The 25937-nt window shown below is 43.4% G+C and carries 28 protein-coding genes and 3 pseudogenes; 29 read left to right on the top strand and 2 right to left on the bottom strand.

Annotation, left to right across the window (positions count from 1 at the left end; translation table 11 throughout):
• From RCH62_RS05445 to RCH62_RS05340, 22 genes are all read left to right on the top strand, one after another.
• Nucleotides 1-593 (top strand): nicotinate-nucleotide adenylyltransferase (locus RCH62_RS05445; RefSeq protein ID WP_306474806.1); only part of this gene is annotated, 593 nt, incomplete at its 5' end.
• A complete protein-coding gene (yqeK, locus tag RCH62_RS05440) occupies nt 593-1189 on the top strand; it encodes a bis(5'-nucleosyl)-tetraphosphatase (symmetrical) YqeK (protein WP_306474805.1) in 597 nt (198 codons plus the stop codon). The genes RCH62_RS05445 and yqeK, both read left to right, overlap by 1 nt.
• Nucleotides 1190-1690, top strand: coding sequence for a cysteine hydrolase family protein (locus RCH62_RS05435; protein WP_129299610.1), 501 nt, complete (start codon nt 1190-1192; stop codon nt 1688-1690).
• Between the two features lie 14 nt (nt 1691-1704).
• Nucleotides 1705-2058, top strand: coding sequence for a ribosome silencing factor (gene rsfS / locus RCH62_RS05430; protein WP_003014310.1), 354 nt, complete (start codon nt 1705-1707; stop codon nt 2056-2058).
• Nucleotides 2059-2267: 209 nt separating this feature from the next.
• Nucleotides 2268-3008 carry a class I SAM-dependent methyltransferase gene (locus RCH62_RS05425; protein ID WP_223363758.1) on the top strand — a complete coding sequence of 247 codons (741 nt, stop codon included), beginning with the start codon at nt 2268-2270 and terminating at the stop codon, nt 3006-3008.
• A 6-nt stretch (nt 3009-3014) separates the two neighbouring features.
• A complete protein-coding gene (locus RCH62_RS05420; RefSeq protein ID WP_306474804.1) occupies nt 3015-4106 on the top strand; it encodes a nucleotidyltransferase in 1092 nt (363 codons plus the stop codon).
• A 70-nt stretch (nt 4107-4176) separates the two neighbouring features.
• Nucleotides 4177-4989, top strand: coding sequence for a hypothetical protein (locus RCH62_RS05415; protein ID WP_236127840.1), 813 nt, complete (start codon nt 4177-4179; stop codon nt 4987-4989).
• A 217-nt stretch (nt 4990-5206) separates the two neighbouring features.
• Nucleotides 5207-5923 carry a YebC/PmpR family DNA-binding transcriptional regulator gene (locus RCH62_RS05410; RefSeq protein WP_006146163.1) on the top strand — a complete coding sequence of 239 codons (717 nt, stop codon included), beginning with the start codon at nt 5207-5209 and terminating at the stop codon, nt 5921-5923.
• A gap of 187 nt (nt 5924-6110) precedes the next feature.
• Nucleotides 6111-7253, top strand: a complete 1143-nt coding sequence (locus RCH62_RS05405; RefSeq protein WP_129822410.1) for an amidohydrolase — start codon at nt 6111-6113, stop codon at nt 7251-7253.
• A 127-nt stretch (nt 7254-7380) separates the two neighbouring features.
• Entirely contained in the window at nt 7381-8208 is an 828-nt protein-coding gene (locus RCH62_RS05400) for an amino acid ABC transporter substrate-binding protein (protein WP_129822409.1), read from the top strand.
• A 32-nt stretch (nt 8209-8240) separates the two neighbouring features.
• Nucleotides 8241-9113 carry a MetQ/NlpA family ABC transporter substrate-binding protein gene (locus RCH62_RS05395; RefSeq protein WP_293882757.1) on the top strand — a complete coding sequence of 291 codons (873 nt, stop codon included), beginning with the start codon at nt 8241-8243 and terminating at the stop codon, nt 9111-9113.
• Between the two features lie 68 nt (nt 9114-9181).
• Nucleotides 9182-10555, top strand: a complete 1374-nt coding sequence (locus tag RCH62_RS05390) for a M20/M25/M40 family metallo-hydrolase (RefSeq protein WP_306474803.1) — start codon at nt 9182-9184, stop codon at nt 10553-10555.
• Nucleotides 10548-11615, top strand: a complete 1068-nt coding sequence (locus tag RCH62_RS05385) for a methionine ABC transporter ATP-binding protein (protein WP_306474802.1) — start codon at nt 10548-10550, stop codon at nt 11613-11615. Before RCH62_RS05390 ends, RCH62_RS05385 begins: the two co-directional genes overlap by 8 nt.
• Nucleotides 11612-12304: a methionine ABC transporter permease gene (locus RCH62_RS05380; protein ID WP_006595735.1), complete on the top strand. Its 693-nt coding sequence runs from the start codon at nt 11612-11614 to the stop codon at nt 12302-12304. Before RCH62_RS05385 ends, RCH62_RS05380 begins: the two co-directional genes overlap by 4 nt.
• A 15-nt stretch (nt 12305-12319) precedes the next feature.
• Nucleotides 12320-12898, top strand: a complete 579-nt coding sequence (locus tag RCH62_RS05375) for an MptD family putative ECF transporter S component (protein ID WP_306474801.1) — start codon at nt 12320-12322, stop codon at nt 12896-12898.
• Between the two features lie 17 nt (nt 12899-12915).
• Nucleotides 12916-13764, top strand: a complete 849-nt coding sequence (locus RCH62_RS05370; RefSeq protein ID WP_306474800.1) for an S-adenosyl-l-methionine hydroxide adenosyltransferase family protein — start codon at nt 12916-12918, stop codon at nt 13762-13764.
• 13 nt (nt 13765-13777) lie between these two features.
• Nucleotides 13778-14329, top strand: coding sequence for an ECF-type riboflavin transporter substrate-binding protein (locus tag RCH62_RS05365; protein ID WP_126404725.1), 552 nt, complete (start codon nt 13778-13780; stop codon nt 14327-14329).
• 139 nt (nt 14330-14468) lie between these two features.
• Entirely contained in the window at nt 14469-14663 is a 195-nt protein-coding gene (locus RCH62_RS05360) for a helix-turn-helix transcriptional regulator (protein ID WP_003005328.1), read from the top strand.
• Nucleotides 14664-14691: 28 nt separating this feature from the next.
• Nucleotides 14692-15171: a DUF6773 family protein gene (locus RCH62_RS05355; protein WP_048789837.1), complete on the top strand. Its 480-nt coding sequence runs from the start codon at nt 14692-14694 to the stop codon at nt 15169-15171.
• The gene (locus RCH62_RS05350) at nt 15172-15663 is read left to right on the top strand and encodes a DUF6773 family protein (protein WP_048789838.1); all 492 of its coding nucleotides are present in this window, start codon (nt 15172-15174) and stop codon (nt 15661-15663) included.
• Between the two features lie 150 nt (nt 15664-15813).
• Complete coding sequence (locus RCH62_RS05345) at nt 15814-16797, top strand: rhodanese-related sulfurtransferase (protein WP_306474799.1); 984 nt, start codon at nt 15814-15816, stop codon at nt 16795-16797.
• 362 nt (nt 16798-17159) lie between these two features.
• Nucleotides 17160-18056 (top strand): DUF4299 family protein, encoded by an 897-nt coding sequence (locus RCH62_RS05340; RefSeq protein WP_048789840.1) that lies wholly within the window; start codon nt 17160-17162, stop codon nt 18054-18056.
• Between the two features lie 34 nt (nt 18057-18090).
• On the opposite strand, the gene RCH62_RS05335 is transcribed toward RCH62_RS05340, so the two are convergent.
• Nucleotides 18091-19371, bottom strand: a complete 1281-nt coding sequence (locus RCH62_RS05335; RefSeq protein WP_009731544.1) for a uracil-xanthine permease family protein — start codon at nt 19369-19371, stop codon at nt 18091-18093.
• A gap of 612 nt (nt 19372-19983) precedes the next feature.
• Between RCH62_RS05335 and RCH62_RS05330 the strand changes: the two genes are divergently transcribed.
• The 6 genes and pseudogenes from RCH62_RS05330 (at nt 19984) to RCH62_RS05310 (ending at nt 25017) form a co-directional block, all read left to right on the top strand.
• A complete protein-coding gene (locus RCH62_RS05330; RefSeq protein WP_272080374.1) occupies nt 19984-20757 on the top strand; it encodes a nucleoside phosphorylase in 774 nt (257 codons plus the stop codon).
• A pseudogene (locus RCH62_RS08470) lies at nt 20758-21609 on the top strand (DUF3744 domain-containing protein); the annotation flags it as partial.
• A 27-nt stretch (nt 21610-21636) separates the two neighbouring features.
• Nucleotides 21637-22440, top strand: a pseudogene (locus tag RCH62_RS08465) (energy-coupling factor ABC transporter ATP-binding protein); the annotation flags it as partial.
• The gene (locus RCH62_RS05320) at nt 22433-23263 is read left to right on the top strand and encodes an energy-coupling factor transporter transmembrane protein EcfT (RefSeq protein ID WP_061564266.1); all 831 of its coding nucleotides are present in this window, start codon (nt 22433-22435) and stop codon (nt 23261-23263) included. The pseudogene RCH62_RS08465 and the gene RCH62_RS05320, both read left to right, overlap by 8 nt.
• Nucleotides 23264-23267: 4 nt before the next feature.
• Nucleotides 23268-24023 (top strand): SDR family oxidoreductase, encoded by a 756-nt coding sequence (locus RCH62_RS05315; RefSeq protein ID WP_156676943.1) that lies wholly within the window; start codon nt 23268-23270, stop codon nt 24021-24023.
• Between the two features lie 73 nt (nt 24024-24096).
• Nucleotides 24097-25017, top strand: a complete 921-nt coding sequence (locus tag RCH62_RS05310) for a carbohydrate kinase family protein (RefSeq protein ID WP_306474797.1) — start codon at nt 24097-24099, stop codon at nt 25015-25017.
• A gap of 29 nt (nt 25018-25046) precedes the next feature.
• Here RCH62_RS05310 and rsmG read toward each other — a convergent pair whose 3' ends face one another.
• A complete protein-coding gene (gene rsmG, locus RCH62_RS05305) occupies nt 25047-25760 on the bottom strand; it encodes a 16S rRNA (guanine(527)-N(7))-methyltransferase RsmG (RefSeq protein WP_126404717.1) in 714 nt (237 codons plus the stop codon).
• A 71-nt stretch (nt 25761-25831) separates the two neighbouring features.
• On the opposite strand from rsmG, the pseudogene RCH62_RS05300 reads away from it, so the two are divergent.
• Nucleotides 25832-25937: pseudogene (locus RCH62_RS05300) on the top strand (LemA family protein); the annotation flags it as partial.

Here is a 25937-nt window from a genome sequence, read left to right as displayed (position 1 = left end):
AGTTAGAGCCAGAGATCAAAGACAAGAAACGCAAACAAGTTGGTATTTTGGGTGGGAATTTCAATCCGGTCCATAATGCCCATCTCGTGGTTGCAGACCAGGTCCGCCAACAATTGGGCTTGGACAAGGTCCTTCTCATGCCAGAATATGAGCCTCCGCATGTGGATAAAAAAGAAACCATTGATGAGCGTCATCGCCTGAAAATGCTAGAACTAGCCATCGAAGGGATTGAAGGGCTAGAAATCGAGACGATTGAGCTAGAGCGTAAAGGGATCTCTTATACCTACGATACGATGAAGTTGCTCAATGAGCGAGACCCAGATACAGACTATTACTTTATCATTGGAGCGGATATGGTGGACTACCTGCCAAAGTGGTATCGGATTGACGAGTTAGTGGAGATGGTCCAGTTTGTCGGTGTTCAACGTCCCCGTTACAAAGCGGGAACTTCTTATCCAGTGATTTGGGTCGATGTTCCCCTGATGGATATCTCTTCAAGCATGGTGCGAGAGTTTATCGCTCAAGGTCGGACGCCCAACTTTATGTTGCCAAAACCAGTCTTGGACTACATCAAGAAAGAAGGTTTGTATTAATGACCTATGAAAACTATCTCGGCTTTTCTCGAGAGGTCTTGCTCGAAAAAATGGGCCAAATCCTTCCGGAAAAACGCCTAACCCACTGTTTAGGGGTTGAGAAGGCCGCTCGTGACTTAGCTAAGCGCTATGGGGCAGATGAAGAGCAGGCTGGCCTAGCCGGTTTATTACATGACTACGCCAAGAAATTATCAGATCAGGAATTTCTGGACTTGATCGATCGCTATGAGCTGGATCCAGCATTAAAAAACTGGGGCAACAATGTCTGGCATGGGATGGTCGGGATTTATAAGATCCAAGAAGATCTAGGACTGACAGATCCAGCCATTCTTCGCAGTATTGAGATTCATACGGTTGGGAGTGATCAGATGTCAACCTTAGACAAGATTGTCTATGTGGCTGATTACATTGAGCACAACCGGGCTTTTCCGGGGGTAGAGCAAGCACGTGACATCGCCCAAGTCTCCTTGGATCGTGCTGTGGCTTATGAGACGGCTCGCACAGTCGAACACCTAGCTCACCAAGGATTGCCGATTTATCCCCAAACCCTTGAAACCTACAATGCCTTTGTGAAGTATTTGAAAGAGGAGCAGTGAGTGAAAACAGCTTTTATCATTATTGATGTACAAAATATCCTCGTGGAGACAGGTTTTGAGACAGAAAAGCTGTTAGAGAAGATTGCTTATTTACAAGATCAGGCTAGAAAACAGCAGATTGAAATCATCTACATTCAGCATATTGAAACGCCAGAGGCTTTAACCTCGGAAGATTGGCAATTATCTCCTCTGTTGAAAAGACAGGAGAATGAAAAGGTATTTCAGAAGCGATACAATAGCATGTTTAAAGAGACAGGATTAAAAGAATATTTGGATCAACAAGGGATTGAACAACTGGTCCTATGTGGCATGCAGACAGAATATTGTGTCGATACATCCGTCAAAGTGGGCTTTGAATACGGCTACAAGCTGGTCATTCCAGAAGGAGCTGTCACAACCTTTGATGGAGAGGATATTCCGGCAGAAACGCTTAATGAATTTTATGAAAATATTTGGGCAGAACGTTTTGCGGATGTCTTAGATTACAAATCAATTTTTTAAGGAAAGAGGACTAAATGAAAGAAAAAGAATTACTTGAACTTGTTGTTAAAGCTGCCGATGAAAAACGTGCAGAAGATATTGTGGCTTTGGATGTTCAAAGCTTGACCAGTGTGACGGATTACTTTGTTATCGCAAGCTCTATGAACAGCCGTCAGTTGGAAGCGATCGCAGAAAATATTCGCGAGAAAGTCGTTGAAGCTGGGGGCAATGCCAGCCACGTCGAAGGTGACTCAGCAGGAGGTTGGGTCCTTCTTGACTTAGGTGGTGTAGTGGTCCATGTCTTCTCAGAAGAAATGCGTGCCCACTATAACCTAGAAAAGCTATGGCACGAAGCAAGTGCTGTCGATCTTTCAGCAGCCCTAGCATAAGCAGGTAAACTCAGTTGGCAGCAACTGAGTTTTGTTGGTTAAATTGAAAATTCTATGGAAAGAAAGGATGGAGCCTTGTGCTTGGTTAGGTTTCTAACTGAACACGAGCTAAAAGCTGTGAGAAAAAGAGTAACTTCCTTTGTATCTGACGATACGGCAGAAAGTTTCCTATTTTCTCTTTGCTTTTAACGCTCTTTGTATCTTGATTTATGGCGACTTATGAAACGTTTGCGGCGGTCTACGATGCGGTCATGGATGATAGTCTGTATGACTTATGGACGGATTTTTCCCTCCGGCATCTTCCTAAAAGCAAGGATCGGAAAAAATTACTGGAATTGGCTTGTGGGACAGGGATCCAGTCTGTCCGCTTTTCTCAAGCTGGTTTTGATGTGACAGGATTAGACCTGAGTGCTGACATGCTGAAAATTGCTGAAAAAAGAGCTGCTTCAGCCAAGCAGAAAATTGATTTTATCGAGGGCAATATGCTGGACCTGTCGCAAGCAGGCACTTATGATTTCGTGACCTGCTACTCGGATTCTATCTGCTATATGCAGGACGAGGTAGAAGTAGGAGACGTCTTTAAGGAAGTCTATAATGTCCTCAATGAAGGTGGAGTCTTTATTTTTGATGTCCATTCGACCTACCAGACAGATGAGGTCTTCCCAGGCTATTCTTATCATGAAAATGCGGAAGACTTTGCCATGCTTTGGGATACCTACGAGGATGAAGCCCCTCACTCGATCGTCCATGAGCTGACCTTCTTTGTCCAAGAAGAAGATGGATCCTTTAGTCGGCACGATGAAGTTCATGAGGAACGCACTTATGAAGTTTTAACCTATGACATCTTATTGGAGCAGGCTGGCTTTAAATCTTTCAAATTGTTCGCAGACTTTGAAGATAAGGAGCCAACAAAGACCAGCAAACGTTGGTTCTTCGTAGCACAGAAGTAGGCCAGCATGACAGTTACAGGAATTATTGCAGAATTTAATCCCTTTCACAATGGACACAGGTACCTGCTAGAACAGGCAGAAGGGGTGAAAATCGTCACCATGTCTGGGAATTTTGTCCAACGTGGTGAACCTGCCATTGTAGACAAATGGACACGGGCCCAGATGGCTTTGGAAAATGGAGCGGATTTGGTGGTCGAGCTCCCCTTTCTCGTGGCTGTTCAGTCGGCTGATCATTTTGCCAAGGGAGCGGTGGAGATTTTGTCCCGTCTGGAAATCGACCAATTGACCTTTGGGACAGAAGAAGTCTTGGATTACCAAGCGATTGCGACAGTTTATTCGGAGAAAAAAATAGAAATGGAAGCTTTCCTGCGAAGCCTTCCTGACGATTTATCCTATCCACAAAAGACCCAAAAAATGTGGGAAAGCTTTGCTGGAGTGGAGTTCACAGGGGATACTCCCAACCATATTCTAGGGCTGGCTTATGCCAAGGCCTGTGCTGGGAAGGAAATTGCGCTCAAGCCTATTCAACGCCAAGGTGCAGGCTACCATTCAGAAGAAAAAGAAGTGGCCTATGCTTCTGCCACTAGTCTACGCCTACACAAGGAAGATCAGGACTTTGTCGCTAAATTCATGCCCAATAGCCAACTCTTTCAGTCGGCTCCGCAGGTGTCTTGGGAGGATTATGACCAACTGCTCCGTTATCAAATCCTAACCCATCCGGATCTGACACAAATTTTTCAGGTCAATGAGGAACTGGCCAACCGGATAAAGGAGGCTGTTCGAAGTGCTAACTCTGTGGAAGATCTGGTGGAGAAAGTCGCAACCAAGCGCTATACCAAGGCTCGTGTCCGCCGCATCTTGACCTACATCTTGGTAGGGGCGATGGATCAAGCTCTTCCCAATGCCATTCATGTCTTAGGGTTTTCTGCAAAGGGACAAGCCCACCTCAAAGGCTTGAAAAAATCAGTAGAAATCGTGACCAGAATCGGTAAGGAACCTTGGGACAATTTGACCCAGCAAGCGGATCAGGTGTATCGGCTAGGCCATCCTGCACTTAAGGAACAAAATTTTGGACGCGTTCCAGTGATTGTATGGTAAAGAAAACTTTTATCTAAACTAAAAAGATAAAAGTAGAAGCATATAAAAACAGAAAAAGGAATCTTCTTTTATGAGAACGAAAAAATCAATCTTACTTTGCCTCTTGGCTATAATTGCCCTCAGCCTAGGTGCTTGCTCGAGCATTAACAATAAAGGAAATAGTACTCAGAAAAAAACAAGTCAAAGTTCACGTAAAGCAGAGGATATAACAAGTCTTTTAGAAGAAATCGAGACCACTAACGAAAAAATGACTAGTGTTCGTCAGAAAACGGATATAAGTGGTTCATTAAATACAAAAGAAGAAACTATTCAAAAAAAACAAAAAATGACTTCGCAAGTTATCTATAAGACTGAAAAGCAAGAAGTAGAGATGGCATACATTAGTGTTAAGACCTTGGAGAATGGGGAAGAAAATTTTAAAGAACTCTTGATGCCGGGTGGTGAAATGACTCCAATGTATACCCGTTATAATAAAAGTGGAGAATGGGATAAGGAGATTTATGGAAAAGACGGTAAATATATTGTTAACCCGGATTATTTCCAGCTCTTAAAGGGGCTGAATGAACTAACAGAAGATTTAGCTCTAGAAGAAACGGATGACGCTTATGTCTTCAAGTTGAAAAATAAGGATGCTGACTTAATAAGCATTTATGGAGACGAGTTCCAGTTTAACTTATCACAATTCCCTGATTCAAAATACAAGACTGACTTGATCGTAAAGATTGACAAAAAAACTAAATTCCTTAAAGAATTCAAGATGACAGTATCTACTTTAAGTAATAAAGGATTACTGACTATCAAGAGTGAAACGACATACTCAGACTGGAACTTGGTTGAAAAGGAAGACATCCCAACTAACACTGACGAGAAGAACGAACAATAAATTGCTATGTTAAGTATCGCTATTTCCAAAGGCAAAGCTCATAAGGAACCAGTCAATAGGAAATGTTAGATTAGGATGTACAAGTAAACATCTTCTTTTCTGTTAAATAAAAGATATAGAAGAGAACGAATTCTACTATTTTTCTTAGTGATTTTTCATGGTTACTGTGTTATAATAATGAAGATTAAAATGTAAACTATTAAAAGGAGAACCTCCAATGGGACGTAAATGGGCCAATATTGTGGCAAAGAAAACTGCCAAAGATGGCGCTAACTCAAAAGTATATGCGAAATTCGGAGTAGAAATCTATGTAGCCGCTAAAAAAGGTGAGCCAGATCCAGAATTGAATACTGCTTTGAAATTCGTTATCGACCGTGCTAAACAAGCACAAGTGCCAAAACACGTAATTGATAAAGCAATCGATAAGGCAAAAGGAAACACGGACGAAACCTTTACAGAAGGACGTTACGAAGGGTTCGGACCAAATGGTTCCATGTTGATCGTTGATACCTTGACATCAAATGTTAACCGTACAGCTGCGAATGTCCGGGCTGCCTTCGGTAAAAACGGCGGAAACATGGGAGCTTCAGGTTCTGTATCTTACCTCTTTGACAACAAAGGTGTTATCGTCTTTGCGGGTGATGATGCGGATGCCATCTTTGAGCTTTTATTGGAAGCAGATGTGGATGTAGACGATGTTGAAGCAGAAGAAGGAACAATCACTGTTTACACTGCTCCAACTGACCTTCACAAAGCGATTGTTGCTTTGCGTGAATCTGGTATCGAAGAATTCCAAGTAACCGAATTGGAAATGATTCCTCAATCAGAAGTTGAGTTGTCAGGTGAAGATTTGGAAACCTTTGAAAAACTTTACAGCGTTCTTGAAGATGATGAGGACGTGCAAAAGATCTACACTAACGTAGATGGATTCTAATAGAAATAGACCTTTGAAGATAATTTCTTCGAAGGTTTTTTTCTTGAGGTTTGGCATTTTTAGGAAGAAAGCAGAGGTCGCAAAAATAATGATATAGTTCCTGGCTATAACTGAGAGAAAAAAATAGGAATTAGACGAATAGGGGAGGCAGTGATAGAATAGAACTATGCTAGAAAGGGGACGAGAAATGGTATCATTTTCCTATGAACATCTAGTGCCCATTCGGCATTACGTGCATCAGCATCCAGAGTTATCTGGACAAGAATACAAAACTACAGCTTATCTTAAAGCCTATTTGGAAAAGCTAGGTGTACGCATTTTAAACAGTGGATTAAAAACTGGTCTGATTGCTGAAATCGGAAGCGGTAAACCAGTCATTGCCCTTCGCGCAGATATTGATGCCCTTCCAATTCAGGAGAACACGGGTCTCGACTACCAAAGTCAAAACCCTGGTGTCATGCATGCCTGTGGCCATGATTTCCATCAGGTCAGCCTATTAGGGGCTGCAGAAGTCCTAAAAGGTATGGAAGCAGACTTAAAGGGAACGGTTCGGTTGATTTTTCAGCCGGCTGAGGAGACTTCTGAAGGAGCATCTGCGGTATTAGCGACCGGGCTCCTAGAGAATGTACAGGCCATCCTTGGATTTCACAACATGCCATCATTGTCTGCGGGTCAGTTGGCCCTGCGTCCAGGTGCCATGATGGCGGGGGTTGAAAAGTTCAAGGTGACTGTCACTGGGGTGAGCAGTCATGCGGCTCGACCGGATCTCGGTTTAGATACGGTTGTAGCAATCACTAGTATGGTCCAGCAGTTGCAGACCTTGGTCTCGCGTACGGTTTCGCCATTTGAGACAGCTGTTCTATCGGTGACCCATATCGAAGCTGGTTCAACCTGGAATGTTCTTCCCAAGTCTGGTTACTTTGAAGGAACCATTCGAACCTTTAATCCGGATCTCCAGAGACGGCTCAAGGCGGATTTCATTCGCGTGATCGAACAGATCTCCAACAGCACGGGAGTCATGGTCCATTTTGATTGGGGCAAGACACCACCGGTTACCTATAATGATAAGGCTTTGGCTAAAAAAGTCTTTCGTTGGTCCAAGTCTTTTGCAGAAGTTGTTGAGGCCCAGCCATCGACAGCGGGTGAAGATTTTGCCTTCTATCAAGAGAAAATCCCTGGAGTCTTTGCTTTTATCGGATCTAATGGTGCAGCAGATGCACCGGATCTCCACCATGATAGCATGGTCATAGATGATGCAGCTTTTGCAGTATCAGTTCCATATTACGTAGAAAATGCCCTCGCTTTACTGGAAAAATTTTCAACCAAATGAGACGTGATAGGTAAAACCTATCACCGCCATAAAGAAAATATAATACCCAAGAGTCGGGAATTTTGATATGATGGAAAAAGCTGTTTTTTAAAGAGGAATAAACAATTTTAGTGAAAAAGGAGAACAAATGAAATTGAATAAATTCATCAAATATGTTGGTTTAAGCCTTGTGGGCTTAGCAGCAGTTGGGACTTTGGTAGCCTGCTCATCCAAGTCATCAAGTAAATCAAGTGGAAAACGGACCATTGAAGTTGCAACAGTTGGAACAACCAAACCCTTCACCTATGATAAGGACGGGGAATTGACTGGTTATGAAATCGAAGTCATGCGTGAAATCTTCAAAGGTTCAGATAAGTATGAAGTCAACTTTAATAAGACAGAGTGGTCTTCTATCTTTGCGGGCTTAGACGGTGATCGTTACCAGATCGGTGTCAGCAACCTTAGCTACGATAAAAAACGTGCGGAGAAATACTTGTACCCAAATCCTTACGCTAAGAACCCAGTGGTCTTAGTAGTCCGTAAAGATTCAGGTATCAAATCACTAGACGATATCGGTGGCAAGTCTACAGAGGTCATCCAAGGAACTTCTACAGCGAAACAGTTGGAAGCCTACAATAAAGAGCATAAGGATAATCCAACTGAGCTCAAATTTACAGAGGGTACCATCCAATCCATTCTTGCTAATTTGAGCGATGGCCGTTCAGATTATAAGATTTTTGAACGCTTGACAGTTGAAGCCTTGATCAAGGACCAAGGGTTGGATAATTTGGAAGTGATTGAACTTCCAAGTGATCAACAACCATATGTATACCCAATCCTTGCCAAAGGTGAGAAAGAATTGGAAACCTTCGTCAACAAACGGATCAAAGAGTTGTACGAAGACGGGACACTTGAAAAGTTGTCTAAGAAGTACTTTGGTGGAACCTACCTTCCAGAAGCTTCTGATATTAAATAAGGTTTTTTAAAAACATCATAAGGAGAAAGAACATGAAATTAACAAAACTTTTTGGTGTAGCAGCTCTTGCTACCGTTGCAACCTTTGCTTTGGCAGCATGTGGGTCTTCAAACTCATCAAAATCATCTGATAAAGATGGTGTGACAACTGTTAAAGTTGGGGTGATGAACTTAAGTGATACAGAAGAAGCACGTTGGAAAGAAGTGCAAAAGAACTTAGATGATGCAAAAGCAAACATCAAATTGGAATTCACTCAGTTTACAGACTACTCACAACCAAACCAAGCTGTTCGTGACGGGGATGTGGATATCAACGCTTTCCAACATTACAACTACCTTGAAAACTGGAACAAAGAAAACAGCGCAGATCTAGTTTCTGTAGCAGATACTTATATTGCGCCAATCCGTCTTTACTCTGGTACAAAAGATGGGAAGAACAAATACACAGATGTGAAAGACATTCCTGAAAAAGGAACCATTGCAGTACCAAACGACCCAACAAACGAAAGCCGTGCTTTGTATGTATTGGAATCAGCTGGTTTGATCAAGTTGGATACAAAAGATGGGGAATTGGCTACCATCAGCAACATCAAAGACAATCCAAAGAACTTGACAATTTCTGAGTTGGACGCTTCTCAAACAGCTTCTTCACTTCCATCAGTTGATGCTGCAATCATCAATAACACCTTTGTTCGTGAAGCAGGTATTGATTACAAGAAAGCTCTTTTTGTAGAAAAAGCAAACAGCAACTCTAAACAATGGTACAACTTGATTGCAGCTAAGAAAGATTGGAAATCATCTGATAAAGCAAAAGCAATCGAAGCTATTATTAAAGCCTACCATACTGATAACGTGAAGAAAGTCATTGAAGAATCTTCAGACGGTATGGACCAACCAGTTTGGTAATTGAGAGGATGAATAGAGAGGTGGAGAAGGTTTTCTCTACCTCTTATCGTGTATAGTAGGAGGAAATGATGTCCAATCCAAGAGAGACAGAACAAATACGCAAATTTGAAAATGATGAGGTCGCTCAGCATTATTTTGAAGTCCTAAGGACTCTCATCTCCAAGCGGTCTATCTTTGCCCAGCAGATTGGTTTAAAAGAAGTAGCAACCTACCTGGGAGAAATCTTCACAGCTGCGGGGGCTAAGGTAACTGTGGATGACAGCTACACAGCACCATTTGTTATTGCTAAATTTGTTTCGCCTAATCCGGATGCGAAGACCATCATTTTCTACAACCATTACGATACAGTTCCAGCAGATGGTGACCAACCTTGGACGAGTGATCCCTTTACCCTTTCGGTCCATTACGGGACCATGTATGGTCGAGGGGTAGATGATGACAAGGGGCATATTACAGCACGCTTGACGGCTATTCGAAAATATATCCGTGAAAATGGCGACCTCCCGGTTAACATTACCTTCATTATCGAAGGTGCAGAAGAGTCCGCTTCGACCGATCTAGATAAGTATCTAGCCAAGCACAAAAAACACTTGCGTGGGGCAGATCTTTTAGTCTGGGAACAAGGAACTCGTAATCAACAAGGGGAACTGGAGATCTCCGGTGGAAACAAGGGGATTGTGACCTTTGACATGGTGGTCAAAAGTGCAGATGTGGATATCCATTCTAGCTATGGTGGAGTGGTGGAATCAGCATCTTGGTATCTGCTCAATGCTTTGTCCAGTCTTCGAGATAAAGAAGGTCGCATCTTGGTGGATGGCCTCTATGACTTGATTGAGGAACCTAACGAGCGGGAACTGGCCCTGATTGATCGTTATGCCAATAAAACGGCAGACGATGTGACAGAAATCTATAATCTCCAATTGCCTATCTTGAAAGAGGAACGAAATGAGTTCTTAAAACGTTTTTATTTTGAGCCAGCCATGAACATTGAAGGTTTGGGGACAGGCTATCAGGGACAAGGCGTCAAGACGATTCTCCCTGCAGAAGCTCGAGCCAAGATGGAAGTTCGTTTGGTACCAGGATTGGAACCCAAACAAGTCTTAGAATTGATTCGTGCTCAGTTGAATAAAAATGGCTTTGAGAAGATTGAACTTATTTTCACACTAGGGGAAATGAGCTATCGGAGTGATATGAGTGCGCCGTCCATCCTCAATGTGATTGATCTGGCCAAACGCTTTTATCCAGAAGGGGTCTGTGTCCTTCCGACAACTGCAGGCACTGGTCCCATGCATACGGTCTTTGAGGCCTTGCAAGTTCCAATGGCTGCCTTTGGTATTGGAAATGCCAATAGTCGAGATCATGGTGGGGATGAGAATGTGAAAATTGCAGACTACTATACCCATATTGAATTAATTAAGGAGTTAATCACAAGTTATGAGTAAAGAAATTATCAAACTGGACCATATCGATGTTACCTTTCATCAGAAAAAACGGGAAATTATAGCCGTGAAGGATGTGACCATTCATATCAATGAAGGGGATATTTACGGGATTGTTGGTTATTCTGGAGCAGGGAAATCAACTCTTGTACGGGTCATCAATCTCTTGCAAGTACCGTCAGCAGGTACTATCACTGTAGATGGCGATGTCATCTATCAAGACCAGGTGACCTTGAATGCTGCGGCTTTACGCCAAAAACGCCGAGACATTGGTATGATTTTCCAACATTTCAATCTAATGGCCCAAATGACCGCTGCTGAAAATGTGGCCTTTGCCCTTAAACATTCAGACTTATCTAAAGAGCAAAAGGCTGAAAAAGTAGCCAAGTTGTTGGAACTAGTTGGTCTGTCAGATCGGGCGGACAACTATCCTGCTCAATTGTCAGGTGGACAAAAACAACGGGTGGCGATTGCGCGTGCGCTCGCCAACGATCCAAAGATTTTGATATCTGACGAATCAACATCCGCACTAGATCCAAAAACGACCAAACAAATCCTTGCTCTTCTGCAAGAGCTGAATCAGAAGTTGGGCTTGACAGTGGTCTTGATTACCCATGAAATGCAGATCGTTAAAGACATTGCCAATCGGGTAGCAGTCATGCAAAATGGTGAATTGATTGAAGAAGGCTCTGTTTTAGACATCTTCTCTAATCCTAAGAACGAATTGACACAAGACTTCATCACAACTGCAACAGGAATCGATGAAGCTATGGTGAAAATCAATCAGCAACAAATTGTTAAGAAATTGCCGGCTGATTCTGTTTTGGCCCATTTGAAATATTCTGGTTCGGTGACAGACACAGCGATTATCAACGATATTTATAAACAGTACCAAGTGTCTGCTAATATTCTACACGGAAATATTGAAATTTTGGATCATACCCCTGTTGGTGAGTTGGTTGTTATCCTTACTGGGGAAGTAGCGAATCTAACTGCAGCACAGCGGGATCTAAAAGCAGCAGGTGTTTCTGTGCGTGTCTTAAAAGAAGGGAGTAATTCATGATTGACTTTATTCAAACCTATCTACCAAATGTTTACCGGATGGGCTGGAGTGGCCAAGCTGGATGGGGAACAGCGATTTATCTGACCCTTTACATGACCTTTATCTCTTTTGTGATTGGTGGTTTATTGGGACTCATTGCAGGATTATTATTAGTCTTGACAGCACCTGGTGGGATTATCGAGAATAAATTGGTTTTCCATATCTTGGATAAAATCACGTCCATCTTCCGTGCCATTCCTTTTATCATCTTGCTAGCCTTGATTAATCCCTTTACTCGTATGATTGTCGGAACTGGGATTGGTCCTACGGCGGCCTTAGTTCCCCTATCTTTAGCTGTCTTTCCTTTCTTTGCTCGCCAAGTTCAAGTCGTTTTGTCTGAATTGGACCGTGGGGTGATTGAAGCAGCTCAAGCTAGTGGGGCAACCTTTTGGGATATTGTTGGTGTCTACCTTCGTGAAGGACTTCCTGATTTGATTCGTGTCACAACCGTTACCCTCATTTCCTTGGTTGGTGAAACAGCTATGGCGGGTGCGATTGGAGCAGGTGGTCTCGGAAACGTCGCTATTTCATATGGTTACCAACGCTTTAATAATGACGTTACCTTGCTAGCAACCTTTTTGATTCTGCTTTTGATTTTCTTTATTCAGTTTATCGGTGATTTCTTGACCAAGAAAATTAGTCACCGGTAAGGATGGGATAGATACATGAAAATAATACAGAAACATCAGTTTAAGCAGGTTGCGGCCTTTGCAGGCTTGTATTTTCTTGCCATTGGCTTAGGTGTCCTACTTGGAAGTCTGGTTGATCATCAAGGCAACATGTTCTATGCTCCAGCCTTCTCTGCCCTGGTTGGTGGAGGAATCTATCAGGTCTATGTTGAGAAAATTCAACGAACAGGAGCCATTCTAGTCGTTGCTCTTGTGATTGGTGCTTTTTTCCTTTTCACTCGTCATGGAGCTGGAGCTTTTCTGCCTGCTCTTGTTGGAGGGCTTTTGGCAGAATTGGTCGCAGCTCGTGGCCACTACCAGTCGAAGTTAGGCAATGCGCTTTCCTTCCTCCTCTTTTCCTTTACGACGACAGGGCCCATTCTCATGATGTGGATCCAACCAGCTAGTTACCGTGCTTCTTTACTAGCCCGTGGGAAGTCGATGGATTATATTGAACGCGTTATGGTACCGTCGAATATGGAGACGGTGAGCTGGTTTTTATTGACCCTTCTTCTTGGAGCTCTACTAGGTTATCTTCTGGGACAATTGGTCTATCAAAAGCTAGATAGAAAATGACATGATGGAGAAGAAATATGCACAATAATATACTAGTCCTTCAGTCAGACTTCGGTCTGGTGGATGGGGCTGTCTCTGCTATGGTCGGGGTTGCTTTAGAGGAATCGCCCACCCTCAAGATTCACCACTTGACCCATGACATTACCCCTTACAATATCTTTGAAGGAAGTTACCGCCTCTTTCAGACGGTAGACTACTGGCCAGAAGGGACAACCTTTGTTTCGGTGGTCGATCCGGGTGTCGGCTCTAAACGAAAGAGTGTGGTAGCCAAAACGGCCAAGAATCAATATATTGTCACTCCGGATAATGGAACCCTCTCTTTCATCAAGAAACATGTAGGGATTGTTGCTATCCGTGAGATTTCAGAGGTAAAGAACCGCCGGGCAAATACAGAGTTTTCTTATACCTTCCATGGGCGTGATGTCTATGCCTATACAGGAGCTAAGTTAGCCAGTGGCCATATCAGCTTTGAGGAAGTGGGACCAGAACTCAGTGTCGAACACATTGTAGAAATCCCAGTAGTGGAAACTGTTATAGAGGACAATCTTGTCAAAGGAGCCGTTGATATCTTGGATGTACGTTTTGGTTCCCTCTGGACTTCGATTACCCGAGAAGAGTTCAATCATTTGGAACCCGAATTTGGGGAACGCTTTGAAGTGACCATCTACAACAATGACATGCTGGTTTACCAAAACCAAGTAACTTACGGCAAGTCTTTCGCAGATGTGCGGATTGGACAGCCAATCCTTTATATCAATTCCCTCTACCGTGTTGGTCTTGCCATCAACCAGGGATCCTTTGCCAAGGCCTATAATGTAGGAGTTGGGGCTTCTTGGCATATCGAAATTAGAAAAATGGAAAATTAATAGGAGATAAAATATGAAACAAAAACAAGCTTTTACAATTAAGGATGTTGTAGCCATCGGGGTTGGAGCGGCCCTCTTTGTGGTCATTGCGATGATCCCAATTCCAGCGCCAGCTCCAAATACCAACATTCAGTTGCAATACGCTCTTCAAGCCCTCTTTAGTGTGGTCTTTGGTCCGATTGTTGGTTTCTTAATGGGCTTTATCGGTCATGCTATTAAAGATGCGATGACTTATGGTCTCTGGTGGACTTGGATCATTTCTAGTGGCTTGTTTGGACTCTTTGTTGGTATCTTCCGCAAGCAAATCGGTAACCTAAAAGGAGAAGTGACCAAGAAAGAATTGATCGTCTTTAACGTCGTACAAGTCATTGCCAACTTGCTTATTTGGGGATTGATTGCTCCGATTGGGGATGTGATGATCTACAAAGAAAGTGCCAACAAGGTCTTCCTACAAGGTGTTGTAGCAGGTTCTGTCAATGCTTTAGTTGTAGCTATTGCAGGTTCTCTTCTCTTGATTGCTTATGCACGGACTCAAACAAAAGATGGAAGTTTGTCTAAAGACTAATCATAAATAAGAAGATAAAGTCTGGGAAACCAGGCTTTTTTTGTTTACCAAAAATATTTTTTACAAAATGTAAAATATATGTTGCAAAATAGAAAATATAGTGTATAATAGAGTTATAAAAACAAGAAAGGAAAAGCCTGTGGCGAAAAATCTCAAATTAAAAATGGCCCGGGTCGAGCATGATATGACCCAGGGGGATCTTGCAGATGCCATCGGGGTGACGCGTCAGACCATTGGCCTGATTGAGGCGGGGAAATATAACCCAACCCTCAGCCTCTGCCTGGCCATTTGTAAGACCTTGGATAAGACGCTGGATCAACTGTTCTGGGAGTAACAGTTTTAACAATAGAAAGAGGAAACATATGAAACAAAAGAAAGAACCAATTGTAAAAGATGAACGGACCATGCTGCTTGATGGAAAAATTGCAGGGGAACTTGTTCTAGGAATGACCTGCTTTATCGCCTTATCAGCCTTTGTGAAAGCTAGTATTCTGGACTTAGAGCTAGTAGCCTATATTCCCGAACTTATTCTCTTGATTGTCATGGGAGTTTATGCCTTTGTGAGAAGGATCAGCTCAGGGATCGACATTCGAGATATGTTAGAAAAAGATAGCTGGTTCAGCCGCATCGGGGCAGGCGTCTTATTTTCCTTATTTGTGATCGCAACGGATGTGATTGGGAAGCGCGAAACGATGAGCTTTATGTTCAGTCCCAAGTATCTGCTCAAAATCGTCCTTGCTATTTTAGTCTTTGCCCTTTTGACTTATCTGTTAGAGAAACCACTTGCTCTTATCAATCGGAAAAAACAAAAGAAGATCGAGGCAGAGTTAGAGGAGGAATAAATGAGATTACAATTGTTGAACAAACAAATTATAGATGAACGAGAAGAAGGACTGGCCAATAAGGCTGGTGCTGAAACGGCTAGTTTTCTATTCCTCGCCTTAGCAGTTTTTAGTGTGGGATCTATGTTTACGACCAATCCTGGACTGAGTCCAATCATGGTCGTAACCTTACTCATTGTTTCAGGATTGTATTATTCGGTTCGTTGTCAACGATTGGGTGTACGGTTTATCAGCTATAGTTACCTCAATCTAATGGGGATTATTACTGTAACTTGTGTTCTCTCCTTATTCATCTGGGCTCAAAATTTTCAATTAAACCAAGCAATCTATCACAATAATCCCTTTCATTCAAAATTTTTGCTGGTGCTTCCTATCACATTTCTCCTGAATCTTCCGATTGTATGGGGGATGAATTCCCTTGTGATGCTCCTTGCAAAAGTAGAGAAAAAACGCTATGAAGCCTATCTAGACCAGTTGGAAAAGGAAGAGTAGGTAGTCGGAGTCTTATTTTCGTCGTGTAAAAGTCTGGAACCCCAGGCTTTTATTTTTCAGTCAAATAAATTGCATTCGTTTTCTCGGGAGAGTATACTGGTATAGTTGAATGAAAAATTCTGATAATTTAATCTTAGAAAAGAGAATCTTATGGCAAAACCTATTCGTGTTTTACTTTACTATAAATATGTTCCCATCGAAAACGCAGAACAATTTGCGGCTGATCATTTGGCTTTCTGTAAATCAATCGGGCTCAAGGGACGTATCCTAGTTGCTGATGAAGGAATCAACGGAACCGTTTCTGGTGATTACGAAACGACGCAAAAATACATGGACTATGTTCACAGCCTTCCTGGTATGGAAGACCTCTGGTTCAAGATTGATGAGGAAAAAGAGCAAGCTTTCAAGAAGATGTTTGTACGATATAAGAAAGAGATTGTCCACCTTGGATTAGAGGATGATAACTTCGATAACGATATCAATCCCCTTGAAACGACAGGTGCTTACTTGTCTCCAAAAGAATTTAAAGAAGCTCTTCTAGACGAGGATACAGTTGTCCTTGATACTCGTAACGACTATGAGTACGATCTTGGACACTTCCGCGGCGCTATTCGTCCAGATATCCGCAATTTCCGTGAGTTGCCACAATGGGTCCGTGATAACAAGGAAAAATTCATGGACAAGCGTGTCGTAGTTTACTGTACAGGTGGCGTCCGTTGTGAGAAGTTCTCAGGTTGGATGGTGCGTGAAGGCTACAAAGATGTCGGTCAATTGCACGGCGGAATTGCAACCTACGGAAAAGACCCAGAAGTTCAAGGAGAACTATGGGATGGGAAGATGTACGTCTTTGACGAGCGGATTGCTGTCGATGTCAACCATGTCGATCCAAGCGTTGTTGGAAAAGACTGGTTTGATGGAACACCATGTGAACGCTATGTCAACTGTGGAAATCCTTTCTGTAACCGTCGCATCTTGACTTCAGAAGAGAACGAAGACAAGTACCTCCGTGGCTGCTCCCATGAGTGTCGTGTTCATCCACGCAATCGTTATGTCGAAGAATACAACTTGTCACAAGCAGAGGTTGCTGAACGTTTGGCCGTTATCGGTGAGACGCTTGATGGAACTCTTGCATAAGTTAAAAACAGCCTTTTGGCTATTTCAGATTGAAGATAAAGTCTTTTGAAAAACTTCCCTTAGGTGAGTACGGACGTCAGCGAACTTCTACGAAGTTCCATGACTTAGTTTTGAACCTAAGGTTTCAAAACTCCCGAGTGCTTGAACTACACTGGTTCAAGCACTTTTTCTCACAGCGGAAAGTTTTTCATCTTCTTTAATGACTAAAAAATAAAAGTCATGTTTTGAAAGTCATCTAGCTGTTTAATGTAGCACAATAATTTGTCTACATTCAAAAGCAGCCTTTTGGCTGTTTTTTTCTATGGAAAGTCATGAAAATTTGTGCTATAATTTGGTAAGCGATTACAAAAAGGAGAAAACAAATGTCAGTTGTGTTTTCAATTCGAAATAAAAAGAGTATGTTTGGCTATCAAAAAGTGATGCCAGCTAAAGATGTATTGAATTTGGTGGAGGGAGTTCTTACCTACAGTTTTGAGGAAGCCATGCTTGGTCGCTCTCTCAAAGATTTTCCAGCCATGATGTGTATCCGCTATGGCAAGAGTTGCTTGCCGATCATCCTTCGTTATCTGGATCAAGAGCATGCTTATCAGTTCATCCTTGCAGATTTTGCCACCCTTGAAGATTGGCGACTCATCTTGGAATGGCTCAGTGCCCTAGCTCGCCAGTTGGGAAATGAGATTCACGATAATTTAGGAACCAGCTATGACGCAGATTCTATTTTCTCTTTTGACTATGAGAACTATTTGCTGAAGAATCTACAGAATCTAGAAAAAGATCCAGACCTTCATCAATATCAACTTCAGGGATTTGCTCATTCTGTGATCTTGGATCGTGAGCTCCTTCGTAAAATTTTAGACTCCGCTCAACCTTTAGAGGAGTTCAGTCAAGTGGTTAAAAAGGTTCAATACAGCTCCGCCTTCTTTAGTCAAGTTCGTTTCTACCGTCAGAACGAAACGGGAGGCATTATTGGCAGTTACAGTCTAACAGAAGATACGGATACTGTCTTGCCACGTGTGCCTTTTGTACCTGCTGAGTTTGTAGAGAAGGTCAATATGGATGAGGTCATCGACTGGAAAGTGAACCTAGTGGAAATCACTGGAAATCCTGATATGCCAGAGAGTTATAAGCCGGTGGCTGCTGTGAATTTAGAAGCCCTACTGGATGCTTTGGACTCGAGTGAATTTGAATTGTTGGATGCTAATCAAATTGAAATTAAAAAATTGTCCAAAGAACGCTTGTTGCAATTAGCCCAACTCTAATAAAAAAAGTTCTCAGTGTTGAGAACTTTTTCTTTTAGTTTGATTCATGTGGCAAGATCAAGTTAAGGATGATTCCTGTCATAGCGGAGAGGGCTGTTCCTGATAGGGTCACTGGACCAAGTTTCAGAATTGCTCCACCAAGTCCAAGAACCAACATGGCACTTGCAATAATCAAGTTGCGCATCAAGCTGAAGTCAACGCGTTCTTTGATCAAGACTTTCAAACCATTACTTGCGATAACCCCATAGAGCAAGATGGACATCCCACCGAGAACAGAGTTTGGAATGGTAGAGATGAGAGCAGTAAATTTACCAAGGAAGCTCAAGGAAATAGCAATCAAGGCTGCATTTCGGATAACGGAAACAGAAGCGATGCGAGTCATCCCAATAACGCCTGTATTTTCACCGTAAGTGGTATTGGCTGGACCACCAAGAAAGGCCGAAACAGATGTAGCAATCCCGTCACCAAGAAGGGTACGATGAAGTCCCGGTTGTTTCAAGAATTGACGGCCACAGATTTGACTAAGCACCGTATGGTCACCGATGTGTTCTGAAATAGTTACGATAGCGATTGGCAAGATAGCGATGGTTTCAGGACCGAAATACAAGTTGTATTGTTTGAAGGCCCCACCCGTATTGAAAGGAAGATAGAAACCAGGAATCTCAAACCAGTTAGCCTTGAGGACCGGATCAAAGTTCACCAAGCCCAAGCAAACTGCGAAGACATAACCACCGATAATGGCGAAAAGGAAAGGAATGATTTTGAAGAAACCTTTTCCTTTGGTGTTGATGAAGGCGGCAATCAGGAAGGTCACGACAGCAACAAGGGCATTTTTCCAATCTCCCCCTTCGACAAAACCAGCGTTTTTAACGGCTGATCCTGCAAGTCCAAGACCAATAACGATAATCATAGGTCCAATGACAACGGCAGGAAGCAATTTGTCAATCCAGCGAGTGCCTGCTACTTTAACCCCTGCAGCGACTAGCACGTAGATCAGACCGGTCAGGATAACCCCTGTTTGGGCTGCATCGACTTTTCCTCCCATTTCCTTCATTGCCAAAGCCATGGCTGTGATGAAGGCGAAGGAAGAGCCGAGGTAGACAGGGACTTTAAAGCCGGTACAAGTCATATAGATCAGTGTCCCAACCCCTGATGCAAAGAGGGCAACGGATACGGGCATGCCCAAGATGAGTGGTACCAGGATGGTTGCCCCAAACATGGCGAAAACGTGTTGGAAACTTAATAAGATTCCTTTTAGGGGTGCCGGACTTTGATCGACATCCAGGAGCAAATCAACAGTTGATTCTTCTTTCATAATAACCTCACTTTTGGGCACCAAAAAAGAGCCCATGAATTTTTTGCATAGCAAGGGCCCTCAGATTATTCATATTCTGTGTCTTTGTCACCTCACAGGATGACATTAAAAACCTTTGCTTCTAAGAAGTATAGCAGAAAAAATTCGTTTTGTAAACGAATTTTTCCCGAGCCAAGAAACGAGAGAGCGAGGAGGGAATCATTGAAGTTCTCATTTTTGTATCAGGAAAGAGGTTAACGATCGACGCAGTGGTTGAGTGGCCCCTCCCACGCTCTAATTCTCGCTTGGACGGGCCTACTCAACTTTGCGGGGGAGGGACGACGAAACCGTCGTTTTAAATGGTAATCGATTTCTGTCCCTCTCCCTTTTCCCGAGCCAAGAAATAAAAAAGCGAGGTAGGAGTTAGTAAGAGTTATCTATTTTCATCATAAAAGAGGTCAACGGTAGACGCAGTGGTTGAGGAATCCTTCTTCCTTTTGGAGGACAGCTCTGTTGTTTCCAATTACAAAAGGCGAACAAGTGAGCTTGCTTTCCCCTTTGCTAGAAGGAAAGAGGCCGATTTTGTGGTATAATAGAGGACTAGAAGTATAATGAATGAGAGAGAAGTTAGAGATGCTGTTAGAAGAATTTGATGCCAATCGACAGGCGATTATCAACCCACAAGACCTACATGGTCCCATTGAAGGATTTCCCAAAGTAGTCATCTCTTGCTTTTCAAGAGTAACTTTTGCGCGCCTCCTTGAGAATTATGACCATGAGGTCATTACAAGAACTTCCATGGCCAACTTTGAAGTCATTGTCTATGGAATTACGATTGGAGACCAACAGGTTGCTGTCTTTAATGCACCAGTTGGGGCTGCTTCCTGTGTGGGGATTATAGAGGATTTGATTCAATTTGGGATGGAAAAACTGGTGCTCTTTGGGACCTGTGGGGTTTTAGATCGAGATATCGAAGCGACCTCCATCATCATTCCAACAGCAGCTCTTCGAGACGAAGGGACCAGCTACCACTATCTTCCAGCTAGTGATGAAGTGGAAGTAAATAAGGAAAGTCTTCCTCTCTTCCAAGCTTTTCTGGATAGTCACAAGGTTTCCTATCAGTCAGGAAAAGTGTGGACGACAGATGCTCCCTACCGAGAAACCATCGACAAGATGAAGCGACGAATGGAAGCAGGAGCCATCTGTGTAGATATGGAATGTTCGGCAGTGGCAGCTTTAGCAGCTTTTCGGGGCTTTGAGCTCTGCCATTTTTTCTACGCAGCAGACCACCTCTCGGAAGAAAAATGGGATATCCGAACCTTATCTAGTCATGAGGATTTAGATAGCAAGGATCGAATCGCGGATTTGGCCATCCAATTTGCGCTCTTATGGGAAAAGGCGAACTAAATGAAAGAAGCAATGATTGAACTGAAGGATTTTTCCTTCCAATACAAGGCACAGTCTGAGCCAACTTTGAAAAATCTCAACTTAACCATTTATAAGGGGGAAAAGGTCCTGATTGTCGGGCCATCTGGCTCTGGAAAGTCAACCATTGGCCAGTGCTTAAATGGGATTATCCCTAATATCTATAAGGGAACCAGTAGTGGGGAATTCCTCATTCAGGGGAAAGAAGCCTTTGATCTCAGTATTTACGAGAAATCTCACTTGGTCAGTACGGTCTTGCAGGATACAGATGGTCAGTTTATTGGTCTCAGTGTTGCAGAAGACTTAGCTTTTGCCCTTGAAAACGATATGGTGGAGCTGGAAAGCATGAAATCCCGGGTCCATACCTGGGCGGAGCGTTTAGATTTGAGTAAGCTCTTGGACCATAGGCCTCAAGATTTATCCGGTGGACAAAAACAACGGGTCAGCTTGGCGGGTGTCCTGATTGACGAAAGTCCGATCCTGCTCTTTGATGAGCCGCTGGCTAATCTAGATCCCAAATCGGGTCAGGATATCATAGATCTGATTGATCAGATTCATGAAGAGCAGGGAACGACAACCATTATCATCGAACACCGTTTGGAGGATGTCCTTTATCGTCCCATCGATCGGGTCATCTTGATCAATCAAGGGCAAGTCCTCTTTAATGGGAGCCCAGATGAGTTGTTGAGGACGACACTGCTGGCTGAAAATGGGATTCGTGAACCCCTCTATTTAACGACTCTTCGCCAGTTAGGCCAGGATATCAGCGAGCTACCGCATTTGGACAAGGTAGAAAAACTACCACTTGGGGATTTATCAGTAGATATCCCAACTCCTCATTTTGAAAAAGGAGCAGAGGCAGAGACAATCCTAGAACTTGGTCATTTGAACTTTGCCTATCGAGAAGGTCAGCCCATTCTAAAAGACCTTTCTCTAACCATTCCAAAAGGCCAACGGTTGGCTATTGTTGGTAAAAATGGGGCTGGAAAATCAACCCTTGCTAAGGCGATTTGTGGCTTTATCCAGACGGAAGGAACCTATTTCTCAAAGGGAGAGGATATCAAGGGCGATAGTGTCAAGGAGCGGGCAGAGCGCGTGGGCTATGTCCTGCAAAACCCCAACCAGATGATCTCGACCAACATGATTTTTGATGAGGTGGCCCTGGGTCTTCGCTTGAGAAATGTTCCAGAGGACCAGATCGAAAGTCGTGTCCTTCAAGCCTTGAAAACCTGTGGTCTCTACGAATTTCGTAAGTGGCCGATTTCTGCTCTATCTTATGGTCAGAAAAAGCGGGTGACCATCGCCTCTATCCTTGTCTTGGGACCAGATGTTCTCGTCCTCGATGAGCCGACGGCTGGTCAGGACCAACGAAACTATACGGAAATTATGGATTTCCTTGATGAACTCCATCAAAAAGGGCATACCATTGTCATGATTACCCACGATATGCAGCTCATGCTGGATTATTCGGACCGGGCAGTCGTGGTCATGGATGGGCAGGTTTTGGCTGATTTGACACCGGCAGAGCTCTTGACCCAACCAGAAATTTTGAAACGGGCTAATTTGAAAGAAACGTCTATTTTCGCCTTGGCAAATCGACTTGGTGTCGATCCTCTTGCCTTGACCCAGTTTTATATGAATCAGAAGGGGGAAGGTCATGAATAATCGCTTAGTCGGCTACCATGCCGGAACCAGTTTTCTGCATCGCCTTTCAGGCGCTAGCAAGCTTCTTTTCTTACTCTTGGTATCATTAGCTGCCATGTTGAGTTACGATACTCGCTTGTTGTTGGTCATTGGTCTAGGTGCCCTCGCCTTATTTGCAACCTCAGGCATTCGTTTGAAAGACATCTCCTTTGTTCTGAGTTTTGCCCTAGTCTTTGCCCTTCTCAATGTCTTGATGGTCTATCTTTTTGCCCCTCAATATGGGGTAGAAATCTATGGAGCAAAGACAGTTCTTCTAGATGGTTTAGGGGCATATAGTATTACAGCCCAAGAGTTATTTTATCTCTTCAACCTAGCTTTGAAGTATGTGTGTACCATTCCCTTAGCTCTCATTTTCTTGATGACCACCCATCCCAGTCAGTTTGCTTCGAGCCTCAACCAGATTGGGGTGTCCTACAAGATTGCTTACTCAGTGAGCTTGACCTTGCGCTATATTCCAGATGTGCAGGAGGAATACCAGATTATCAAGCTCTCGCAAGAAGCAAGAGGCTTGGAGTTGTCCAAAAAGGCCAACTTTATCCAACGGGTGAAGGGAAATCTTCAGATGATTTCTCCCTTGATTTTTAGTTCTTTGGAGCGGATTGAAACGATCTCTACGGCCATGGAACTGCGTCGCTTTGGAAAAAATAAAAAACGGACCTGGTACACCTATCAGGAGATGACCACTCGTGATCGCTTGATTATCTTGGGGTCAATCTTCATGGTGATCTTGAGTATCGTCCTGATTTGGGTAAACAAAGGTCGCTTCTATAATCCTTGGAGGTAAGAAAATGGCAGAAACAATTTTAGTAACGGGAGCATCTGCTGGCTTTGGCCAAGCCATTTGTCACCGCTTAGTTGCCGATGGGCATCGAGTGATTGGCGCTGCTAGACGCATTGAAAAACTACAGGCTCTTCAAGAAGAGCTGGGAGAAGCTTTTTATCCCCTTCAAATGGATGTGACGGATTTTTCTCAGGTGGATCATGCACTTGCCAGTTTGCCAAAAGCTTGGGAGAGAGTGGATGTTTTGGTCAATAATGCTGGCTTGGCCCTAGGCCTCGCTCCAGCTCATGAAGCAGAGGTTGCAGATTGGCTGACCATGATTCAAACCAATATTGTCGGCTTGACCTATCTGACAAGGAAAATCTTGCCCCAGATGGTGGAACGAAATGATGGTTATGTCATCAATATGGGGTCAACTGCTGGGACAGTGCCTTATCCAGGGGCCAATGTGTATGGTGCTTCCAAGGCCTTCGTTAAACAGTTTTCATTAAATCTGCGTGCGGACTTGGCTGGAAAACAGATTCGGGTGACCAATATTGAGCCAGGTCTCTGTGAAGGGACTGAGTTCTCGGTGGTTCGCTTTAAAGGGGATGAAAAACGGGTAGAGGCTCTCTATCGAGACGCCCATGCCATTCAGCCAGAAGATATTGCCAATACCGTAGCTTGGCTCATCCAACAGCCCAAGCATGTCAATGTCAACCGCATTGAAATCATGCCGGTTTCCCAAACCTTTGGACCACAACCAGTCTATCGGGGGGACTAGTTTTACTAACCAGCACGATCCGGTGCTGGTTATTTTTCAATGTTGAGGATAGAGAATAGGAGGGAGGAAACTCATGTCAAAAGCCTTAGTGATTGGTTCTACTGTTTGTGATGTTATGGTCTATCTGGATCGACTACCGAGTCGGGAAGGAGACGCCCATATCCATGAGCAGACTTGGTCTCTTGGAGGGTGTGCCTTTAATGTCACTTCAGTGCTTCATGCTTTAGGTCAAAATGTTGATTTCATCTCGCCAGTGGGGACAGGTGTCTACGGGGACTTTGTCAAGGCAGAACTCGAGAGGCTGGGTATCCAGACTCCAATCTCAGTAACCGGAGCGAATGGTTGTTGCTATTGTTTCATTGAGTCGGATGGGGAACGAACTTTTTTATCAGATCATGGAGTGGAATATGGTTTTCAGAAGGAATGGCTTCAGTCTCTGGGGCAGAAAAGCTACGAATTTATTTATCTCTGTGGCCTTGAAGTAGAAGAGCCGACTGGATCGGAACTGATTCAATCTGTGTCAAAAGTCAAAGGCCAAGTCATCTTTGCACCAGGACCTCGAGGACTCTTGATTCCTGAGGAGCGTTTGGAAGCCATCTATGATCTCCACCCCATTCTCCATGTTAATGAAGCAGAAGCCAAGGCTTTTTCAGCTTGTGAAGAGATTGCTGACGCAGCTAAGAAACTCTACCAAAGAACGGGGCAGTTAGTCATCGTCACCTTGGGAGAAAAAGGAGCGATCGCATACGATGGTATGTTCTACGAGGTGGCCGGATTTCCGACAGAAGTCGTCGATACTGTAGGCGCAGGAGACAGTCATCTGGGAGCCTTTTTAGCGGCATCTTTGCAAGGGCTAGATGTGAAAGAAGCGCTAACCTTTGCTAACCATCTAGCAAGTATGGTTGTGGCGACCAAGGGAGTTCATTTAGAGCGCCATCACTACCATACCCTAGAGCAAGAGTTAAAAAAATTAGTTTATTCAAAAAGAAGCTGACAAACTGTCAGCTTCTTTTTAGTATCATCTTATAACGGACGCTTATTGGGCATGCCTGCTTTTCTTGGGTATTTATTAGGGGTTTCTTTTTTCTTTTCTACAAGAGTGATATAGCGTGGATCCCCATTAGGCAATTCATACTGTAGATTGTCTTCAACCTTGCTAAACAGTAAGTTAAGGGCATTTTTAGCTTCTTCCAACTCTTCTGGAGCATTGCTAGCCTTGAGAGCAAGAAGCCGTCCCCCTACTTTCAGATAGGGAATGGTCAGCTCAGAAAGGACCTGCATGCGGGCTACAGCACGGGCAGTTACGATATCAAATTGGGCACGAAAGGCTTTGTCTTGTGCAAAGTCTTCAGCTCGTCCATGGTAGAAATGTACTCCGCTCAAGCCCAACTCTTCAGCCAGCAAGTGAAGGAAATTGATCCGCTTATTGAGGGAATCAATGATGGTCACATCTAGCTCAGGGAATAGGATTTTCATTGGTAGGCTTGGGAAGCCGGCACCAGCTCCGATATCCAAGAGACGGATGGGGTGGTTTTCAATTAAACCCTGCAAAATGGGTGCGATAGAATCATAAAAATGCTTGAGATAGACTTCGTCTTTTTCTGTGATGGCAGTGAGATTAATTTTCTCATTCCATTCCACGAGGAGCTCAAAATAGCGTTCGTATTGCTCTTTTTGACGATCAGTTAATGGAAAGCCGAGGTCGGCTAAACGGACATAAAATTCTTCTGGTTTCATAAGATAATTTTACCACAAAATAAGGGAAATTTGATATACTGGTACTAAAGAAATGAAAGGAATTCAATAAAATGATTTGGATTATTCTTGGGGTCCTTGTGGTCCTCGCATTTTTAATTGTTGGAGTTTACAACGGTTTGGTGAAAAGCCGCATGCAGACTCGTGAAGCTTGGAGTC

Origin of the sequence: Streptococcus sp., from assembly GCF_030825805.1 — a bacterium.
Classification (GTDB): domain Bacteria; phylum Bacillota; class Bacilli; order Lactobacillales; family Streptococcaceae; genus Streptococcus.
The sequence above is the reverse complement of the archived record's forward strand: the minus strand, read 5'-3'. Positions and strand labels throughout refer to the sequence as shown.

Coding starts and splice junctions, on each gene's coding strand:
- RCH62_RS05385 (WP_306474802.1), top strand. CDS start 10,548: ATGAGTAAAGAAATTATCAAACTGGACCATATCGATGTTACCTTTCAT.
- RCH62_RS05410 (WP_006146163.1), top strand. CDS start 5,207: ATGGGACGTAAATGGGCCAATATTGTGGCAAAGAAAACTGCCAAAGAT.
- RCH62_RS05395 (WP_293882757.1), top strand. CDS start 8,241: ATGAAATTAACAAAACTTTTTGGTGTAGCAGCTCTTGCTACCGTTGCA.
- RCH62_RS05365 (WP_126404725.1), top strand. CDS start 13,778: ATGAAACAAAAACAAGCTTTTACAATTAAGGATGTTGTAGCCATCGGG.
- RCH62_RS05355 (WP_048789837.1), top strand. CDS start 14,692: ATGAAACAAAAGAAAGAACCAATTGTAAAAGATGAACGGACCATGCTG.
- RCH62_RS05380 (WP_006595735.1), top strand. CDS start 11,612: ATGATTGACTTTATTCAAACCTATCTACCAAATGTTTACCGGATGGGC.
- RCH62_RS05375 (WP_306474801.1), top strand. CDS start 12,320: ATGAAAATAATACAGAAACATCAGTTTAAGCAGGTTGCGGCCTTTGCA.
- RCH62_RS05425 (WP_223363758.1), top strand. CDS start 2,268: ATGGCGACTTATGAAACGTTTGCGGCGGTCTACGATGCGGTCATGGAT.
- RCH62_RS05320 (WP_061564266.1), top strand. CDS start 22,433: ATGAATAATCGCTTAGTCGGCTACCATGCCGGAACCAGTTTTCTGCAT.
- RCH62_RS05335 (WP_009731544.1), bottom strand. CDS start 19,371: ATGAAAGAAGAATCAACTGTTGATTTGCTCCTGGATGTCGATCAAAGT.
- RCH62_RS05330 (WP_272080374.1), top strand. CDS start 19,984: ATGCTGTTAGAAGAATTTGATGCCAATCGACAGGCGATTATCAACCCA.
- yqeK (WP_306474805.1), top strand. CDS start 593: ATGACCTATGAAAACTATCTCGGCTTTTCTCGAGAGGTCTTGCTCGAA.
- RCH62_RS05415 (WP_236127840.1), top strand. CDS start 4,177: ATGAGAACGAAAAAATCAATCTTACTTTGCCTCTTGGCTATAATTGCC.
- RCH62_RS05350 (WP_048789838.1), top strand. CDS start 15,172: ATGAGATTACAATTGTTGAACAAACAAATTATAGATGAACGAGAAGAA.
- rsmG (WP_126404717.1), bottom strand. CDS start 25,760: ATGAAACCAGAAGAATTTTATGTCCGTTTAGCCGACCTCGGCTTTCCA.
- RCH62_RS05315 (WP_156676943.1), top strand. CDS start 23,268: ATGGCAGAAACAATTTTAGTAACGGGAGCATCTGCTGGCTTTGGCCAA.
- RCH62_RS05310 (WP_306474797.1), top strand. CDS start 24,097: ATGTCAAAAGCCTTAGTGATTGGTTCTACTGTTTGTGATGTTATGGTC.
- RCH62_RS05400 (WP_129822409.1), top strand. CDS start 7,381: ATGAAATTGAATAAATTCATCAAATATGTTGGTTTAAGCCTTGTGGGC.
- RCH62_RS05370 (WP_306474800.1), top strand. CDS start 12,916: ATGCACAATAATATACTAGTCCTTCAGTCAGACTTCGGTCTGGTGGAT.
- rsfS (WP_003014310.1), top strand. CDS start 1,705: ATGAAAGAAAAAGAATTACTTGAACTTGTTGTTAAAGCTGCCGATGAA.
- RCH62_RS05390 (WP_306474803.1), top strand. CDS start 9,182: ATGTCCAATCCAAGAGAGACAGAACAAATACGCAAATTTGAAAATGAT.
- RCH62_RS05340 (WP_048789840.1), top strand. CDS start 17,160: ATGTCAGTTGTGTTTTCAATTCGAAATAAAAAGAGTATGTTTGGCTAT.
- RCH62_RS05405 (WP_129822410.1), top strand. CDS start 6,111: ATGGTATCATTTTCCTATGAACATCTAGTGCCCATTCGGCATTACGTG.
- RCH62_RS05345 (WP_306474799.1), top strand. CDS start 15,814: ATGGCAAAACCTATTCGTGTTTTACTTTACTATAAATATGTTCCCATC.
- RCH62_RS05420 (WP_306474804.1), top strand. CDS start 3,015: ATGACAGTTACAGGAATTATTGCAGAATTTAATCCCTTTCACAATGGA.